Source organism: Marivita sp. (genome assembly GCF_020055635.1).
GTDB lineage: Bacteria > Pseudomonadota > Alphaproteobacteria > Rhodobacterales > Rhodobacteraceae > Marivita.
The window spans coordinates 114871-132061 of record NZ_JAIPUT010000006.1; the positions used below are offsets into that span (position 1 = coordinate 114871).

Annotated in this window: 11 protein-coding genes; 2 read left to right on the forward strand and 9 right to left on the reverse strand. The window is 62.0% G+C overall.

What is annotated here, in order from left to right; all coding sequences use genetic code 11:
• Positions 1-213 precede the first annotated feature (213 nt).
• Complete coding sequence (locus LCF60_RS05215; RefSeq protein WP_292290163.1) at positions 214-4455, forward strand: DUF4214 domain-containing protein; 4242 nt, start codon at positions 214-216, stop codon at positions 4453-4455.
• A 75-nt stretch (positions 4456-4530) separates the two neighbouring features.
• Here LCF60_RS05215 and LCF60_RS05220 read toward each other — a convergent pair whose 3' ends face one another.
• The gene (locus LCF60_RS05220) at positions 4531-5592 is read right to left on the reverse strand and encodes an OmpA family protein (RefSeq protein ID WP_292290165.1); all 1062 of its coding nucleotides are present in this window, start codon (positions 5590-5592) and stop codon (positions 4531-4533) included.
• A gap of 173 nt (positions 5593-5765) precedes the next feature.
• On the opposite strand from LCF60_RS05220, the gene LCF60_RS05225 reads away from it, so the two are divergent.
• A complete protein-coding gene (locus LCF60_RS05225) occupies positions 5766-7283 on the forward strand; it encodes a caspase family protein (protein ID WP_292290167.1) in 1518 nt (505 codons plus the stop codon).
• Between the two features lie 35 nt (positions 7284-7318).
• On the opposite strand, the gene betA is transcribed toward LCF60_RS05225, so the two are convergent.
• The 8 genes from betA to LCF60_RS05265 all read right to left on the reverse strand — a co-directional run bounded on the left by betA (position 7319) and on the right by LCF60_RS05265 (position 17148).
• On the reverse strand, positions 7319-9016 hold the full coding sequence (betA, locus tag LCF60_RS05230; protein ID WP_292290221.1) for a choline dehydrogenase: 1698 nt from the start codon (positions 9014-9016) through the stop codon (positions 7319-7321).
• Between the two features lie 8 nt (positions 9017-9024).
• The gene (gene betB / locus LCF60_RS05235) at positions 9025-10482 is read right to left on the reverse strand and encodes a betaine-aldehyde dehydrogenase (RefSeq protein WP_292290169.1); all 1458 of its coding nucleotides are present in this window, start codon (positions 10480-10482) and stop codon (positions 9025-9027) included.
• Between the two features lies 1 nt (position 10483).
• On the reverse strand, positions 10484-11992 hold the full coding sequence (gene betC, locus LCF60_RS05240) for a choline-sulfatase (protein WP_292290171.1): 1509 nt from the start codon (positions 11990-11992) through the stop codon (positions 10484-10486).
• Positions 11989-12561 (reverse strand): transcriptional regulator BetI, encoded by a 573-nt coding sequence (gene betI, locus LCF60_RS05245; RefSeq protein ID WP_292290172.1) that lies wholly within the window; start codon positions 12559-12561, stop codon positions 11989-11991. The genes betC and betI overlap by 4 nt, the downstream gene beginning before the upstream one ends.
• Before the next feature lie 100 nt (positions 12562-12661).
• Positions 12662-13915, reverse strand: coding sequence for a fumarylacetoacetase (gene fahA / locus LCF60_RS05250; protein WP_292290173.1), 1254 nt, complete (start codon positions 13913-13915; stop codon positions 12662-12664).
• A 19-nt stretch (positions 13916-13934) separates the two neighbouring features.
• Positions 13935-15290 carry a homogentisate 1,2-dioxygenase gene (hmgA, locus tag LCF60_RS05255; RefSeq protein ID WP_292290175.1) on the reverse strand — a complete coding sequence of 452 codons (1356 nt, stop codon included), beginning with the start codon at positions 15288-15290 and terminating at the stop codon, positions 13935-13937.
• A gap of 36 nt (positions 15291-15326) precedes the next feature.
• Complete coding sequence (locus LCF60_RS05260; RefSeq protein ID WP_292290176.1) at positions 15327-15518, reverse strand: DUF2783 domain-containing protein; 192 nt, start codon at positions 15516-15518, stop codon at positions 15327-15329.
• Positions 15519-15528: 10 nt separating this feature from the next.
• The gene (locus tag LCF60_RS05265) at positions 15529-17148 is read right to left on the reverse strand and encodes an FAD-dependent oxidoreductase (RefSeq protein ID WP_292290178.1); all 1620 of its coding nucleotides are present in this window, start codon (positions 17146-17148) and stop codon (positions 15529-15531) included.
• Between the last annotated feature and the right edge of the window lie 43 nt (positions 17149-17191).

The window sequence follows — 17191 nt, forward strand, 5'->3', positions numbered from 1 at the left end:
TACTTTACGGTCGGAGATGCTTTCAAGCTGGATGTCAGCGGCGGTGGCACCTACACGCTAGAGTATTTTGATCTGAGCCTGCCCGAAGTGTTAAACGAGGGCGACGACATTACGCTGTCGATCCCCACCGAAATTCCTCCAGAAATTTCTCGTTTACTGAGTGATTTTGGTTCTCTGGATGACTATACCCGAACCCCGGACATTCTCGTCGTTGTGACTTCCCAGAATGCTATCGAGGGTGAGGATTTCACGGTCTCGTATTCCTTTGGCGCGACACAATCCTTGAATTTCGCCGCTTTACTGGATGAGCTTGTCGAAGACGACGAGTCTGTTTCGGTCAACATCCAAGGCACCGTTACTTGGAGTGGCCCGGGCTTGGACGGGCCGCTGGTAGATTCAATCGATTTCACCCGAAACTTCACGATCAACTCGGCGCCTTTCGGCGTGCCCGACCCGATCATCGACTATACCTTCACCGGGCCGGAGATCATCGGCAATGTCCTGACCAATTTTGCCGACGGCAGCGAAGAGACGTTCACCGCGATCCCGTTTTCCTTTGAAAGCCCGACCGTCATCGGCGAATTGCTTGAAAATGGCGACATCTCGATCACGGATTCGACTGCGACTCCCGGTCAGACCGTCATCGTCCGGTTCAGCGTCATCGACGAACGCGGCGCAACCACCGCTTCAGAACAGGAAATCCGGTTCGGCGCGCTGGTCGACGACTACCTGCCGGGCGAAACCGCGCTGGACCTTGGCAGCATCGATATCGGCTTTCCCGAGATCGGCAGCGTCGAACGCGCAGAGGATCGCGACAGGTTTCTGGTCACGCTCGAGGCGGGGCAGCTTTATTCGATCGGATTGGCCTCGGCATCGAATGACAGCGGCACGCTGGCCGATCCCGCGATATTCGGGATTTTCGACAGCCTGAATGTCGTTCTGCCGGACTCTGCGGACAATGACAGCGGGACCGGACGAAATGCCCTGCTCGACCCTTTCCTTGTCGAAACAAGCGGCACCTACGAGATCGAAGTCGGCAGCAACACGCCGTTCGGCATTGGCGGGTACGAACTGAGCGTCCTGTCGCTCGGGGCCGCGGATGATTTTCTTCCCGGTCCGTTTGCCGGTGTCTTCGGCACCGCTGTGGTCGATGTGCCCGCACTCGGCAGCATCGAGCGCGCAGGCGACCGCGACCGCTTCGAGGTCTCGTTGCAGGCCGGGGTCGAATACGACATCTCGCTGGAAGGCGTGGCGACCGGCGGCGGGTCAAATCCGAACCCGGACATCATCGGCGTTTTCTCGGGAACGGGCGCGTTGCTGCCCGGCAGCGCCGACACCAACGGCGGCATCGACACCAATGCCCTGGTCAGCGGCCTGACCGTCGCCGAAGACGGCATCTACCAGATCGAAGTCGCGGGCGCTCAGGATCTGGCGATCGGTGATTATACCCTTTCGGTGAATTTCGCGGGCTTTGTCGACGATTTCCTGCCGGGCATCGCCGGGGGTCTGGGCAGCGTCGCCGTCGGCGGGCGGACCTTGGGCGAGATCGAGACTTCGGGCGATATCGACGCCTTCCGGGTCACGCTTCAGCCGAACGCCACCTACGAGATCGCCATTCTGGGCAGCGACTCGAACAACGGAACGCTGCTTGATCCCGACCTGATCGGCATCTTCGCGTCCGGCGATCTGGGCGGTGCGCCGATCACGTCGGTTCAGACGCTGAACCAGCAGTTCATCGGTGATGACAGCGTCTCGTATTTCACGCCGCAAACGGCAGGCGACTTCTTCATCGGCGTCCAGGATGCCTTTGGCGGCATTGGCACCTATGCCGTCGAAGTCACCAACCTTGGCTTTCGCGACGACTTCTCCGCCGACATCGACACCACAGGCTCCATCACGCCGGGTGGCAGCGCATCGGGCCGCATTCATTTCGCACAGGACAATGACTGGTTCGAAGTCAACCTGGCCGCCGGCCGCCTTTATGAAATCAGCCTTGTGCCGACGGGCGACGGCGCCCTTGCGGACCCGTTTTTCAGGGGCGTCTATGACAGTGACGGCGTTCTGATCCAGAACACCTCGAATGACGACGGTGGCGCCGGGACAAGCAGCGCACTGCAATTCGTGACCGATGAAGGCGGGCTCTTTTACCTGTCTGCGGGCGGCTTCGGCGATACCACGGGGCAGTACCGGCTGGACCTGAACGATCTCGGCCCGCTTGACGACGGGCAGTTCGACATCACTGTTGAATTTTCGTCGGACGACGTATCCAATGCCTACATCAACGCCTTCGAAGAGGCGGTCGAGCGGTGGGAAGACATCATCGTCGGCGACCTGCCCTACGCATTTGTCGACGGGTACGGCTATGTCGATGATATCCTGATCGAAGTTGCCGTCGAAGACATCGAACTGACCTTCGAAGGCGTTGAGCAGACGATCCTCGCGATCTCGAGCGTTCTGGACCAGCGGGACGGAGCGTCCGGTGCCTCCGCGCTACCGACCTATTCCCGGATCGTCATAAACTCCGAGGAAGTCGGCGCGCTCTTGAACCTCGACGAATTCGTGGCAAATACAATCGGTCGTGCGCTTGGATTCGGATCGCTGTGGGAAGAATTCGGCATCGTGCGCCCGATCGAGGGGGTCGCCACCTATACCGGCATCAACGGCTTGCGCGAACTGTCCGAACTGTCGGACGACCTCAACGGCGCGAACGCGCTGGAGGACGGTGCAGATGGCGCCCTCGCCGCGGAATATTGGAGCGAGGCCGTCTTCAACCAGGAACTGATGACGCCGCGCGTGGAATTACGGAGACCCGAAGTTGGACCGGGGAACCCGAACAACCCGGACAACCCCATCAGTGCGCTGACCATCGCCGCCATGCAGGATTTGGGCTATCAGGTCGATTACGGCGAAGCCGACGGTTTCCGCCTTTCTCCCGGCGCCCTGTCCCGCCATGCCAGCAACTCCGACGGTCCCGAGGCATCTCCCAGCGCCCTGGTCCAGAGCACTGCATCGAAGCGTCTGCTTGCCGATCTTCCGGAGACAGACAGCATTCCGAACGGCGCCGCGTATATCTACGCCCGGCCCAACGTCCTGTCCGAAAACCCGCGCAGTTTTGCCCTGACCGACGCGAACACCGAGCTGGTCATCGCGAACGGCACCAATGCGTTGTTCATCGAAGGTGTTACCAGCGAAGCGCTCAATATCGAACTGACGGGAACCTTCGCTAAGAACAGCCCGACAGAGCTGTCGCAGCTTTCCGGCACCGTCGAGTCGATGGAGGTCCGGTCTCTGGATGGCGACCTGCTGTTCAGTGTCGACTACACGCAAGAACCTGTTTCCGTGGCAGAAATCGCGAGCCAATGGCCGAATTATTCGATCGCTGACGAGAACATCATCATCATCGACACGCTTCCCGGAACCGTCGCGCGGGTGAACCCGAATGGCGGCGGCGAGAACGCCAACCGCATTTTCACCGGTGCCAGCGATGATTTCGTCCGCGGCGGCAACCTTGCCGAGCTGATCAACGGCGGCGCGGACAATGACACGCTGGAAGGAGAGAACGGCAACGATTCCCTCGTGGGCGAAACTGGCGACGACGTGCTCGAAGGCGGTCGGGGCAATGATCTTCTCAATGGGGGCGCCGGCATCGACACGGCGGTCTTTTCGGGCGCGCAAAGCGCCTACACTTTGACGCTCAGCGCCGAGGGAACGCTCATCCAGGATCGTCGCGGTGATGGCAACGGCACGGATAATCTGATCAATATCGAACGGCTCGACTTCGACACCGACTTCTTTCCCGACACGCCGTTCAATCTGCAGGAATTCGGAGGGCCAGCCGGGTTGTCGGCACCCGATTTCGAAAGCTTCATCGAGCTTTACATCGCCTATTTCAACCGGGCTCCGGACGCGGTGGGCCTCAACTTCTGGGGCACGGCTTTTGCAAATGGTGTGAGCCTCGCGGAATCTGCACGATTGTTTGTCACTCAGGATGAAACAATTGCCACATACCCATCCAATCTCAGCAATTCGGAACTGGTGGCAACGATCTACCAGAACGTGCTGGGACGTATTCCCGATCAGGAAGGGTTCGATTTCTGGGTCGATGCCTTGGAGAGTGGTAGTATCGGGCGAGATATTGCAATTCTTGGTATATTGGGTGGCGCCAAGGCGGACCCGCCCGCAGATGCGACACAAGACTTTATCAACCAGCAACTGGCCGACCGGGCCTACCTTGCCGACAAGACCGATATCGGCGCGTATTTCGCGGTGCACAAAGGCATGTCCGATGTCGCCAACGCGGCGGCGGCGATGGGAGAGTTCGATGGATCGGATGCCAGCATCGCCACGGCGGTGGCTGCCATCGACGGGTTCCATGAGGCCGCCCTGAACCCGAACAGTGGCGAATTCCTGATGCCGGTGGTGGGCGTGCTTGACGATCCGTTCTCGGTCGCCTGAGACATCGGCAGAACGAAAACGGGGCACCGGTTCGACCGATGCCCCATTTCTGACTTCAGGTCGACAAGACAGGCGTCATTCGGTGAGCGCGGTGAATTCGATCCGGCGGTTCCGGGCACGGTTGGCCGAAGTGTCGTTGGCAACGATCGGGCGATCCTCGCCGTAACCGACGGCGACGAGTTGGTCGCGTTCGATCCCCTTGTCCTGCAACCAGGTCACGACAGACGCCGCGCGCCGTTCGCTGATCGACTGGTTCTGCACGTCACTGCCGATGGAATCCGTGTGACCGGCGATCTCGAGCCGCACCGAGGGGCAGCGCGAGACGATGTCGTACAGGTTCTCGAGCAGCGGCAGGCTCTGATCGTCGAGCCGCGTGCTGCCGGAGGCAAAGAAGATGTTGCCGGTCCGCGACAGGATTTCAAACCGCCCAAGGCATTCGTCCCTGGACATTTCCCCCTTGGTCTCGAGCGCCACCGCAGCCGGGGTCAGAACGGCTTCGGGAAGGTCCGGCGGTGTGCCCGACTGGGCGCGGTTGAATACGAAATTGAAGCTCACCACGCCGACCGGCGTGATGTCCACATTGGCCGCCTCTTCAAGCTTTGCGCGGCCTTCTTCGAGGTTCAGTTCCTCGAGCGAGTAGGCGATCGGCGTGATCGACGACACGACCACGCGGTCATTGTCGATCAGCGTGACCGCGACATCGGTCGTCCGATCGATCGTCAGGCCCCGCAGCGTCAGGGAATAGGGAAGTTCGATTTCCTTGCGACGCGTCAGGTGCAGATCGGTCAGTTGATCCGCGGACAGTTCGGTCGTTATGATCGCTTCGGGAAAGCGGAAGGTCTCGAAAAACAGGAACCGCATGCGGACATTGCGCAGGTCGACCTTGGTATCGACCGAGTCCAGAAGGACCCGGACCTGAGCCTGACCATCTTCGGTGATGCGCCCCGACAAGGTCGCAAACGAACTTGTTTCGGCGATTTTTGACTTCTTGACGGACAAAAACCGCAATTCGGACGCGTTACCATCCAAATTCCACCCATACTCGAACGGGTCGCCGCTTTGTGCCGAGGCCATCCCGAACGGGGACGCCAACACTATGGCAACAACACAGAAAACACGTAGCAGATCGATTTTCATAATTACCTCGCAGAAAAATTGCGCCAGAAGTTGAAGAGAGTAACAATGTGTTTCAGGTTGGAGTTTAACAGAAATCTTGTATGCTTGCATAGGACACGCGATAAATTTGCGACAAGAAAATATCTTCATGCCATTTAACCCAACGCACCATCCCGCGATGGTAGGAGGACGCTTTGACTGACTGCATACGACGTCTGGGCACCCGCATCAGAACCAACGCCGTTGCGACATGCCTTGCTGTGCTGACATTGACCGGGGCCGCATCGGCGCAGGAGCGGATCGCGCTCGTCATCGGCAATTCCAACTACAGCAGCGTTTCAACGCTGGACAATCCGACCCGTGACGCGGAACTGATCGCATCGACTTTGGAAGAGATCGACTTTCAGGTCACCCTGCTGATCGACGCGACCCAGAATGACATGAAGCAGGCGCTGTCCGATTTCGGGCGCAGCCTGCGCAACGGCGGAGCGGACACGACCGGCCTGTTCTATTATGCGGGCCACGGCGTTCAGAGCTTTGGAAACAACTACCTGCTGCCCGTCGACGTGGCGCTGAACGATGCCGCCGACCTTGACCTCGAGGGGGTCGAGGCACAATCGGTCCTCCGTCAGATGGCCTCGGCCCGCAACCGAACCAATTTCGTCATTCTCGATGCCTGCCGCAACAATCCGTTCGCCGACATGGCCGAATTCGATTCCCCCGGTCTCGCCGAGATGAAGGCGCCGACCGGCACGTTCCTGTCCTACGCGACCTCTCCAGGTGCCGTGGCGCTTGACGGCACCGGACAGAATAGCCCGTTCACGCTGGCACTGGCCAAGGAAATGACCAAGCCGGGCATACCCGTCGAACAGATGTTCAAGCAGGTACGCATTTCGGTCCTGGACCAGACCAACGGCTTGCAGACCCCGTGGGATACATCGTCCCTGACGAACAATTTCGCCTTCGTCGACGCCCCGCTGGAAACGCCGGAAGACCTCGCTGCGCGACAGCTCTGGAACTCGGTCCAGGCGACGCGGGATCCGGTGCAGATCATGCTCTTCCTGCGCGGCTACCCCGACAGCAGCTATGCCGAAGAGGCGCGCGCGCTTCTGGCCGAAGCCATCGAAAGCGAACTGACCGACGATACCGTGACCGCTGCCCGGCCCGAACCCGCAGGACCCTCGGAAGACGAACAGGCCATGTTCGAAGCGGTTCAGGCGAACCCGACCATCGCCGGATATCAAGACTTCCTCGACATGTATCCGGAAGGAACATTCTCGGAATTCGCCAAGGGCGAGATCGAGGCGCTTACCGCGCAGACCAACCTTGATCCCGTCGGCGAAGGTGTCAGCGAACCGGACCCCGAACAGGACATCGAACTTGCACTGGCGCTGGAACAGGAACGCTCGTCTGTCCCGAACGTCGTGACATTCGACACCGCGCTCGTGGCGCCGGGAACGGCCATCGACGGAATCCTGTTGTCGGAAATCACCCAGCTGTCACCGATGTTCCCACCTGTCGAAGGGCTGCCGGAAGAATATTGGAAAGACGTGACCTGCTCCAATTGCCACGAGTGGAACAAGGATCGGCTGTGTGAACAGTCGAATGTCTATCTCAATCTGAGCGGTCAGAAATCGCTGGAAAAGCCGCATCCCTTCAATGGGGTGCTCAAGCGGAACCTCCGGCAATGGGCCGCCGGAGGCTGCCAATAGGCGCCACGTCGTCCCGGCCCGTCGCCCTTGATGCCCTAACCGGCGCAGGTTTCGGGCAGAACATCCGTTTGCGCCGGGCGCTGCGCGGTTTTCCAGTCCGGCGCAATCCACGGTTCGGAATTGTCCAGCGGCAGCGGCGCGCGCCCGAGGATGTGGTCGGCGGCCTTTTCGCCCGTCATGATCGACGGCGCATTGAGATTGCCATTCGTGATGCGCGGAAAAACCGAGCTGTCGGCGACGCGAAGCCCATCTACACCGATCACGCGGCACTGCGGGTCGACCACCGAGGACAGATCGTCCGCCGCCCCCATCCGCGCGGTGCCGCAGGGATGATAGGCACTTTCGACATGCTGACGGATGAAGTCGTCGAGTTCGTCATCGCTCTGGCATGCAGCGCCCGGCTGGATCTCGTGCTTGAAATAGGGGGCAAAAGCCTCTTGTTCGAAGATCTCGCGGGTCAGACGGATACAGCGCCGGAAATCCTGCCAGTCCGCCTCGTCGGACATGTAGTTGAACAGGATGCGTGGCGCGTCCTTGGGATCTGCCGAGCGTAACGTGACCTCTCCCCGCGACGGCGACCGCATCGGCCCGACATGGGCCTGAAATCCATGCCCCTCCGCCGAGGCCTGACCGTCATAGCGCACGGCGATGGGCAGGAAATGGTACTGGATGTCGGGATAATCGACCCCGGCGCGACTGCGGATAAAGGCACAGCTTTCGAACTGGTTCGACGCCCCCGGCCCGCTCCGGTTCAGCAGCCAGCGCGCGCCGACATAGGCTTTGCCCAGCAGGTTCCAGTACTTGTAAAGGCTCACCGGCTGACTGGACGCCGCCTGAATGTAAAGTTCCAGGTGGTCCTGAAGGTTCTGACCGACGCCGGGCCTGTCCGCGACCACCTCGATGCCGTGTTCCGCCAGATGTGCGGCCGGCCCGATCCCCGACAGCATCAGCAGCTTGGGCGAGTTCAGCGACGACGCCGCGAGGATGACCTCGGCATCGGCGTGGATCACCTCGACCTTGCCGCCGCGTTCGACCTCGACACCGACCGCGCGCCCGTCCTCGATCACCACGCGGCGCGCAAAGGCGCGGATCAGGTCGCAGTTGTCCCGTTCAAGCGCGGGCTTCAGATACGCCTTGGCCGCAGACCAGCGCGCGCCTTGCCAGACCGTCATGTCGAAGGGTCCGAAACCTTCCTGCTGGTGACCGTTGTAATCCGCCGTCGCCGGGTACCCCGCCTGCACACCCGCCTCGACGAAGGCCCGCGTCAGCGGGTTGTCGCGTGGCCCGCGCGTCACGTGCAGGGGTCCATCGTGACCGCGCCAGGCCGGGTCGCCGCCATGCCCGCCGGAATGCCAGGATTCCAGGCGTTTGAAATAGGGCAACACGTCTGCATAGCCCCAGCCCGCCGCCCCCTGATCGCGCCAGTGATCGTAATCGCGCGCATGGCCGCGCACGTAGATCATGCCGTTGATCGAGGACGACCCGCCGATCACCTTGCCGCGCGGACAGGCCAGACGACGACCGCCCAGATGCGGCTCCGGCTCGGTCTGGTAGCCCCAATCGTAGCGCTTCATGTTCATCGGGTAGCTCAGCGCGCCGGGCATGTTGATGAACGGCCCCCAGTCGGTGCCACCATGTTCGATGACCAGCACACGCTTGCCCGCCTCCGACAGCCGGTAGGCCATCGCACATCCGGCGCTTCCGGCACCGACGATCACGTAATCCGCACGTATCTCTGCCATCAGAACGGCGCCTCGACGTCGCCCATGCGCACGTAGACAGACTTGAGCTGGCTGTAATGCTCGATCGCGGCCTTGGAGTTCTCACGCCCCACGCCGGACATCTTGGAACCCCCGAACGGAGCCTCGACCGGCGCGTCGTTATACGAGTTGATGAAGCAGCTGCCCGCCTCAAGCCTGCCGATGACCCGGTGCGCGCGAGCAAGATCGCGGGTAAACACACCCGCCGACAGGCCGAAAGGCGTGTCATTGGCGCGCGCGATCACCTCGTCTTCGTCCTCGAAGGCGAAGACCGCCATCACCGGGCCAAAGATCTCCTCGCGTGCGATGGTCATGTCATCGGTCACATCCGCAAAGACCGTCGGCTCCAGGTAATAGCCCTCCCGGTCCAGACGCGTGCCTCCGCAAACAAGGCGCGCCCCTTCGGACGTGCCTTTGTCGATATATCCCAGAACAAGGTTCAGCTGCGCTTCGGACACCATCGGGCCGATGCTGGTCGCGTCATCCCGCGGATCACCGATCACCGCCTGCGCGGTGCGCGCGGCAAGCCGGTCAAGGAACGCCTCCAGGATGGATTTGTGAACAAACACCCGCGTCCCGTTCGAACAGACCTGCCCCGTCGAATAGAAATTGCCAAGGATCGCGCCGCCCACGGCATTCTCGATATCCGCGTCCTCGAACACGATCATCGGGGACTTGCCGCCAAGCTCCATCGTGACATGCTTCATGCCCTCGGCCGCCGCGGCATAGACCCGCCGCCCCGTGGGCACCGACCCGGTCAGCGAAACCTTGGCCACGCGCGGATCCCCGACCAGTGCCGCCCCGGTCTGGCCCATGCCCTGCACCACGTTGAAGACGCCTTTGGGCAGGCCCGCCTCGATCAGGATCTCGGCCACCTTGAGCGCACAGAGCGGCGTCGTCTCGGAGGGTTTGAACACCACGGCATTGCCGCAGGCCAGCGCGGGCGCGCCTTTCCAGCAGGCAATCTGCGTCGGATAGTTCCATGCGCCGATGCCGACACAGACGCCCAGCGGTTCGCGGATCGTGTAAACCCAATCCTGTCCCAGCGGGATATGTTCGCCGGTCAGGGTGCCCGCCAGACCGCCGAAATATTCGAACGCATCGGCCCCCGACGTGGCATCCGCGACGCGGGTTTCCTGGATCGGCTTGCCGGTGTCGAGCGTTTCGAGCTGCGACAGCTCTTCGTTGCGCTCTCGCATGATGGCTGCGGCACGGGTCAGCACCCGGCCCCGTTCGCGTGGCGACCAGCTTGCCCAGTCCTTCTGCGCCGCCTGCGCAGCGGTCAGGGCCTGGTCGACAATCGCCGAAGTGCCGGCATGCACACGGGCGATCTCTTTTCCGGTGGCGGCGAAGATCACCGGGATCACGTCGCCCGCCTTGTCCTCGACATAGGTGCCGTCAATGAAATGGCTGGCTTGCGGTTGTGCATCGTAGGTCATGTCATTCTCCCCGCGGGAAACGTTGGTTTTCTTCGACCACGTTCAGGTCCATGTGATTGCGCATGAAGCGTTCGCTGGCCGTCTTCAGGGGTTGGTAATCCCACGGGTAATACTCCCCGTTGCGCAGCGCTTCGTAGACGATCCAGCGCCGCGCCTGGCTGCGGCGCACCTCCTCGTCGAAGCGATCCAGATCCCAGCGCGCCTCGGCCATCTTGCGGAACCCGGCCAGCGCCTCGGCATGGGCGGGATCGTCCACCAGATCGGTCAGCTCGTGCGGATCGGTCTCGAGGTCGAACAGCTGGTCGGGATCGAGCGCGCAGCGGTTGAACTTGTACCGGCCCTGGCGCAACGAGACGATCGGCGCCTGGCTGGCCTCGGCGGCGTATTCCATCGCCACCGGGCTGCTGCGCCCCTCGCCCCGCGCAAGCGGCAACACGCTTTCGCCGGCAGTCCAGGGGGCCACCTCGTCCATCGAGATACCCGCAAGGTCGCAAAGCGTCGGGCAGACATCGATATTGCTGACCGGCGTCGCGACATGCTGCGGCTCGAGCCCCGGCGCGCACAGCATCATCGGCACCCGCGACGAACCCTCGTAGAAGCTCATCTTGAACCACAGACCGCGCTCGCCAAGCATGTCGCCGTGATCGGAGACGAACAGGATCACCGCCTCCTGCCGCGTGCGTTCCAGCGTGTCGAGGATGTCGCCGATCTTGTCGTCCAGATACGAGATATTGGCGAAATAGGCGCGGCGGGACCGGCGGATGTCTTCGTTGGTGATGTCGAACTCGCGCCAGTTGTTGGCATCGAAGATGCGTTTCGAGTGCGGATCGTGCTCCGCGTAATCCATCGCCGGAACCGACGGCAGCAGGTGGTCGCAATCTTCGTAGAGATCCCAGTATTTCTTGCGCGCGACATAGGGATCATGCGGATGGGTAAAGCTGACCGTCAGGCACCAGGGTCGGTCGTCATGGCCGCGCGACAGGTCGTAGATCTTGCGCGTGGCCTCATAGGCGACCTCGTCGTCATATTCCATCTGGTTCGAGATCTCGGCGACACCCGCCCCGGTCACCGATCCCATGTTGTGATACCACCAGTCGATGCGTTCGCCCGGCTTGCGGTAATCCGGCGTCCAGCCGAAATCGGCGGGGTAGATGTCGGTGGTCAGTCGCTCTTCGAAGCCATGCAGCTGATCCGGCCCGACGAAATGCATCTTGCCCGACAGCGCCGTGTGATAGCCCGCGCGCCGCAGGTGATGCGCATAGGTCGGCAGGTCCGACGGAAATTCGGCCGCGTTGTCATAAACCCCGGTGATCGACGGCAGCTGCCCCGACATGAACGATGCCCGTCCCGGCGCGCAAAGCGGCGATGCGGTGTAGCAATTCTCGAACCTCACCGATCTGGCCGCCAGGCGTTTCAGGTTCGGCGCATGCAGCCAATCGGCAGGTCCATCCGGGAACAGCGTTCCGTTCAACTGGTCGACCATCAGGATGAGGATATTGGGTTTGCTCATTGTGCCTGTCCGATTTCGATGTCGAGTGTTGCAAGGACGTGATCCATCGCGGCGGTGCCATGCAGCGCCTGCGGAATGATCGCGCTGCGCAGATAGAGACCGTCGATCAGGCCGCCGATCCGCTCGGCGACTGCGGTGGCGCGATCGCCCACCTGGGGCCGCAGATCATGTGTCAGGTTGGAGTGAAGCCGACGATGATAGACCGACAGCAGGCGCCGGGCCTCGTCCGACGACTGGGCCAGGACATAGAAGTTCAGCCAGGCCGAAATCACGTCGTCGCGGAAGTTGGTCGAACTGAAACTGGTGCGGATCAGCGCCTCGACTCGGTCGCGGGGCGTTTGCGCCACCGCCAGCGCACCGCGCACCTCGGCCCCGTAGATGGTCAGGATATAGCGCATCGCGGCCAGGAAAAGCCGGTCCTTGTCGCCAAAGTAGTGAAACGCCAGCCCGGACGAGACCCCCGCCCGCTTTGCAATCTTGCTCACGGTGACGTTGAGGCTGCGCGCCTCCCCGATTTCGTGGACCGTCGCCTCGACCAGTTGTGTACGACGCTGTGCTTCCGATGCCATTCCGTGCCTCCCGAAATTTTCGGGACGCTATCATTGACTGATCAGTCAATCAATCGGTATGCGCGTCATTTACCCGCTTGAAACCTTGCACCTTGTCCGATCACTCTTCGGGCAATTTTACTGCGGGACGCACTGTGCCCACGCAAGACCCGAACCCGACCCGGTACCCGTCGCCCAGCGCGGCACCGCGCAGGGTCAACGTATCGCCATCCTCGACAAAGCTGCGTGTGCCGCCCTCGATCCCGAACGGCTCTTTCCCGCCCCAGCTGAGCTCCAGAAGCGATCCGCGCTGGTGCGGATCAGGCCCCGAAATCGTGCCCGAGCCCAACAGATCGCCAACCCGCATCGGACAGCCGGACACGGTGTGATGCGCAAGTTGCTGCGCCGCGGAATAATACATTTCCCTGTAATTCGTCCGCGACACGATGGTTTCGGTTCCCCCGTCCGGCGTCAGCCCGACCTCCAGCGCAATGTCGTACAGCATCGGCTCGGGTTCCCGCAGATAGGGCAACAATACATTTTCGCGTTCCGGGGTGGACGCCCGGAACGGCTCCAACGCCGCGGCGGGCACGATCCACGGGCCGATCGTCGTGGCGGTCGCCTTGGACTGGAACGGACCCAGGGGTTGATATTCCCACGCCTGGATATCGCGTGCGGACCAATCGTTGAGCAGCACGTAGCCGAAGATGTTCTCGAAGGCCTGCGCCACCGAGATCGGCCCCGACGACGGCTGACCGACAACGGCCCCGATCTCGAGTTCGATATCGAACCGACGCGACGGTCCAAACCGGGGCACGTCATCGTCAGGCCCCTTGATCTGACCGTTCGGTCGGATCACGTCGGTGCCCGAGACCACCACCGAGGACGCGCGACCGTTATAACCGATGGGCATGTGCAGCCAGTTCGGCGGCAGCGCGTTTTCCGGCCCGCGAAACATGGACCCGACATTGAAGGCATGGTGCTTCGAAGAGTAGAAATCGGTGTATTCCCGAACCTCGAAAGGCAGCACCATGCGCGTGCCGATCTGCGGAACCATATAGGCCGCAAGCGTCACCGGATCCGGGGCATCTTCGGCCAGAAGTGCCGTGACATCGGTGCGAAACCGCGCCCAGACCTTGGGCCCCAGGGCCATGAACTCGGTCCAGTCGCCAAAGATCAGGACCTCGTCCTGATCCGCCACGGCAAGCAGCCCGTCTTCCTCAAGGGCGGTGACATCGAGGATCGCGTCGCCGATGGCCACACCGCAATGCGCTTCGCCGTCGCCGGTCAGGAAACTGCCATAGGGCAGGTTGTTCAACGGAAAATCGGTGTCGGGCGCATTGGCGCTGTCGACCCAGCTTTTCATCAGCGGCATGAAAGACTCCTTGAACCGGTCACTTCTTGCCCGGCGTGCCGTCGAACTTCTTTTCGAGGCTGTCCCAGCAGTCGATATAGTCATCCTGCAACGGCGCTTCCTGTCCGGCAAAGCGTGTCAGGTGCTGCGGAAAGCGCGTCTCGAACATGAAGGACATCGTGTTGTCGAGCTTGTCCGGCCCCAGATTGGCATTCGACGCCTTTTCGAACGCGTCCCGATCCGGCCCGTGCGGCAGCATCATGTTGTGCAGGCTCATGCCGCCGGGAACAAAGCCCTGCGGCTTGGCGTCGTACTGGCCGTAGATATTTCCCATCAGCTCGGACATGATGTTCTTGTGATACCACGGCGGACGGAAGGTATCCTCGGCCACCATCCAGCGTTCGCGGAACAGCACGAAGTCGATATTGGCCGTTCCGGGCACGCCGGACGGCGCGGTGAGCACGGTAAAGATCGACGGGTCCGGATGGTCGAACAGGATCGCGCCTACCGGGCAGTAGGTGCGCAGGTCGTATTTGACTGGCGCGTAATTTCCGTGCCACGCTACCACGTCCAACGGCGATTGCCCGACCTCGCAGCGATGGAACTGACCGCACCACTTGACGGTGATGGTCGACGGCGCCTCGCGGTCCTCGAAGGCCGCAACGGGGGCCTTGAAATCGCGCGGGTTGGCCATGCAGTTTGCGCCGATCGGCCCGCGCCCCGGCAGTTCGAATTTCTGTCCGTAATTCTCGCAGACAAACCCGCGGCACGGCCCCTCCAGAACCTCGACCCGGTAGACCAGCCCGCGCGGAATGATGGCGATCTCCTTGGGCTCAAGGTCGATGATTCCAAGCTCGGTCGCGAACCGCAAGCGTCCCTCCTGCGGCACCACCAGCAATTCGCTGTCCGCCGAGAAGAAATACGCGTCGGTCATGCTCTCGGTCACGAGGTAGATATGGCTCGCCATGCCCACCTGCGTGTTCACGTCTCCCGCCGTGGTCATCGTCCGCATGCCGGTCATCCAGGTCAGCGACTCGTCGGTATGCGGCACCGGATCCCAGCGGTACTGGCCCAGCGACGTCACATCCGGGTCGACATTCGGCGCGGATTTCCAGTACGGCATGTCGATCTTCACATAGCGGCCCGAATGCTTGACCGACGGCCGGATCCGGTAACACCAGGTGCGTTCGTTCTGATGCGCCGGCGCGGTGAAGGCTGTCCCGGACAATTGCTCGCCATACAGTCCGTAATTGCACTTCTGCGGGCTGTTCATGCCCTGCGGCAAGGCCCCCGCAAGGGCTTCGGTCTCGAAATCATTGCCGAACCCCGGCATGTAGCCGGGGGTGATCGCGGTGTCCTTGGCCTGGATCATCGGGGATCGGTCATGGGCGGTCATGGAATGGCTCCTTTCGTGCTGGAAATGCCCGCGGCGTCAGGGGTCGGCGGCAAGCGCCAGTGCTTCTTTCAGAACCTCCGCGTCGCCGATATGGTTGCTGAGGATCAGGATCAGACGCGCGTTCAGCGCATCGCTCTCGGCTTTCGTCTTGCCCTCATGCACCCTGAGCAGGTCTGCGTAAAAGTCATCCGGGCAGGCAATATTGGCATCCGTGTTCAAATGGCGCATGCGATCCTCCTCATCCGCGCGCGGTTGCGGTCTTCACCGCCGCGGCAACCGCGTCGACGTCAAAACTGTCCCATCGCGCCGCCACGTGCTGATCCGGTCGCATCAGGTACACGGCCGATGTCGCGGACCCCAGATAGCGCTCGGCAAGTTCGGGATGGCCCGCCGCCGACAGGGCAACGCGGGTCACCGTGATCCCGTCGAACTCCAGTACCTGCGGCGCCTCCGCGTCGATGGTCAAAAGCTGGAACGCCCCGCCAAGCCGGTCAAGCAGCCAGCCCCCCTCGACCGGCGCATCGACCAACGGCGCTCCGACACGGCTGCGCTCGGGCGCACCGGCCAGGGCGTCCGGTCCGTTGAGGGACAGCCCGTCATAGACGCACGGCACCGACAGGCGCCCGGAATTGACCAGCGGCCGGGCAAAGGCCGCCTTGCCGGCAAGCGTCAGAACGGCGTCGCGGAATATCTTGCTGATCTCGGATTTGGGCGTGATGAAATCGGTGGAACGGGTCGAGTTCAGGATATTCTCGTCCGCGCCGTAAACCCGTTCCTCCGAATAGCTGTCCAGCAGGCGCTCGGGCGCCTTGCCCGCGATGACCAGCCCCAGCTTCCAGCCAAGGTTATCCACGTCCTGCATGCCCGAATTGGCGCCCCGCGCGCCGAACGGCGACACCTGGTGCGCGGCATCGCCGGCAAAGAACACCGGCCCATGCCGGAAACGCTCCATGCGCTTGCACTGGAAAGTGTAGATCGACGACCAGACCAGATCATAGTCGATCCCGTCAAGAAAGGCATCCAGGCGACGGCGGATGTTGACTTCCTTCAACTCCTCCTTGCGGTCGACGTCCCAACCGATCTGGAAATCGACGCGCCAGATATCGTCGGGCTGCCTGTGCAGCAGCAACGACGCCCCTTCCCCGTGGCTTGGCTCGAACCAGAACCAGCGTTCGGTCGGGAACGTCACATCGCCGGTCATCCTGATATCCGCGATCAGGAAACTGTCTTCGAAGACCTTGCCGGCAAAGCTGTGTCCCAACATGGAGCGCAGAGGTGAATTCGCCCCATCGCAGGCCACCAGCCAATCGGCCTCGACGCTGTACGGCCCGTCCGGCGTCATCACATCGAGCACGACATGATCGCCCTTCACCTCCGCCGCATCGACGCGGTTCTTGCCCCGGATCTCGATCGGCGCGCCCTCGGCCTGCAAAGCCCGCAGGCGGTCGATCATGAACCCTTCGAAATACGGTTGTTGCAGGTTGATGAAGGCCGGGTACTTGTGGCCCTGCTCGGGCAGGAGGTTGAACTCGAACACCTTGCGGTCGTGATGAAACACCTTCCCAAGGTTCCAGACGATGCCCTTGTCCAGCATCGGCGCACCACAGCCATACCGGTCCGCGATCTCGAGGCTGCGCTTTGCGAAACAGATCGCACGCGAGCCCATGCCGATGCCTTCGTGGTCATCAAGCACCAGGACCGGGATACCCTGTTGTCCCAGATCAAGCGCCGTCGCAACACCGATCGGGCCACCGCCGACCACCACGACAGGGTGACGCACGGCCTGGGCCCTGTCCTGATCGGCGACACGCGCGTAGGGGTAAAGCTTGTGCGCAAGGGCATATCTGTCGTCGAACATGGTGTCGTCTCCTCCCAAGACCTTCGCGCACCCGGCTCGTCGG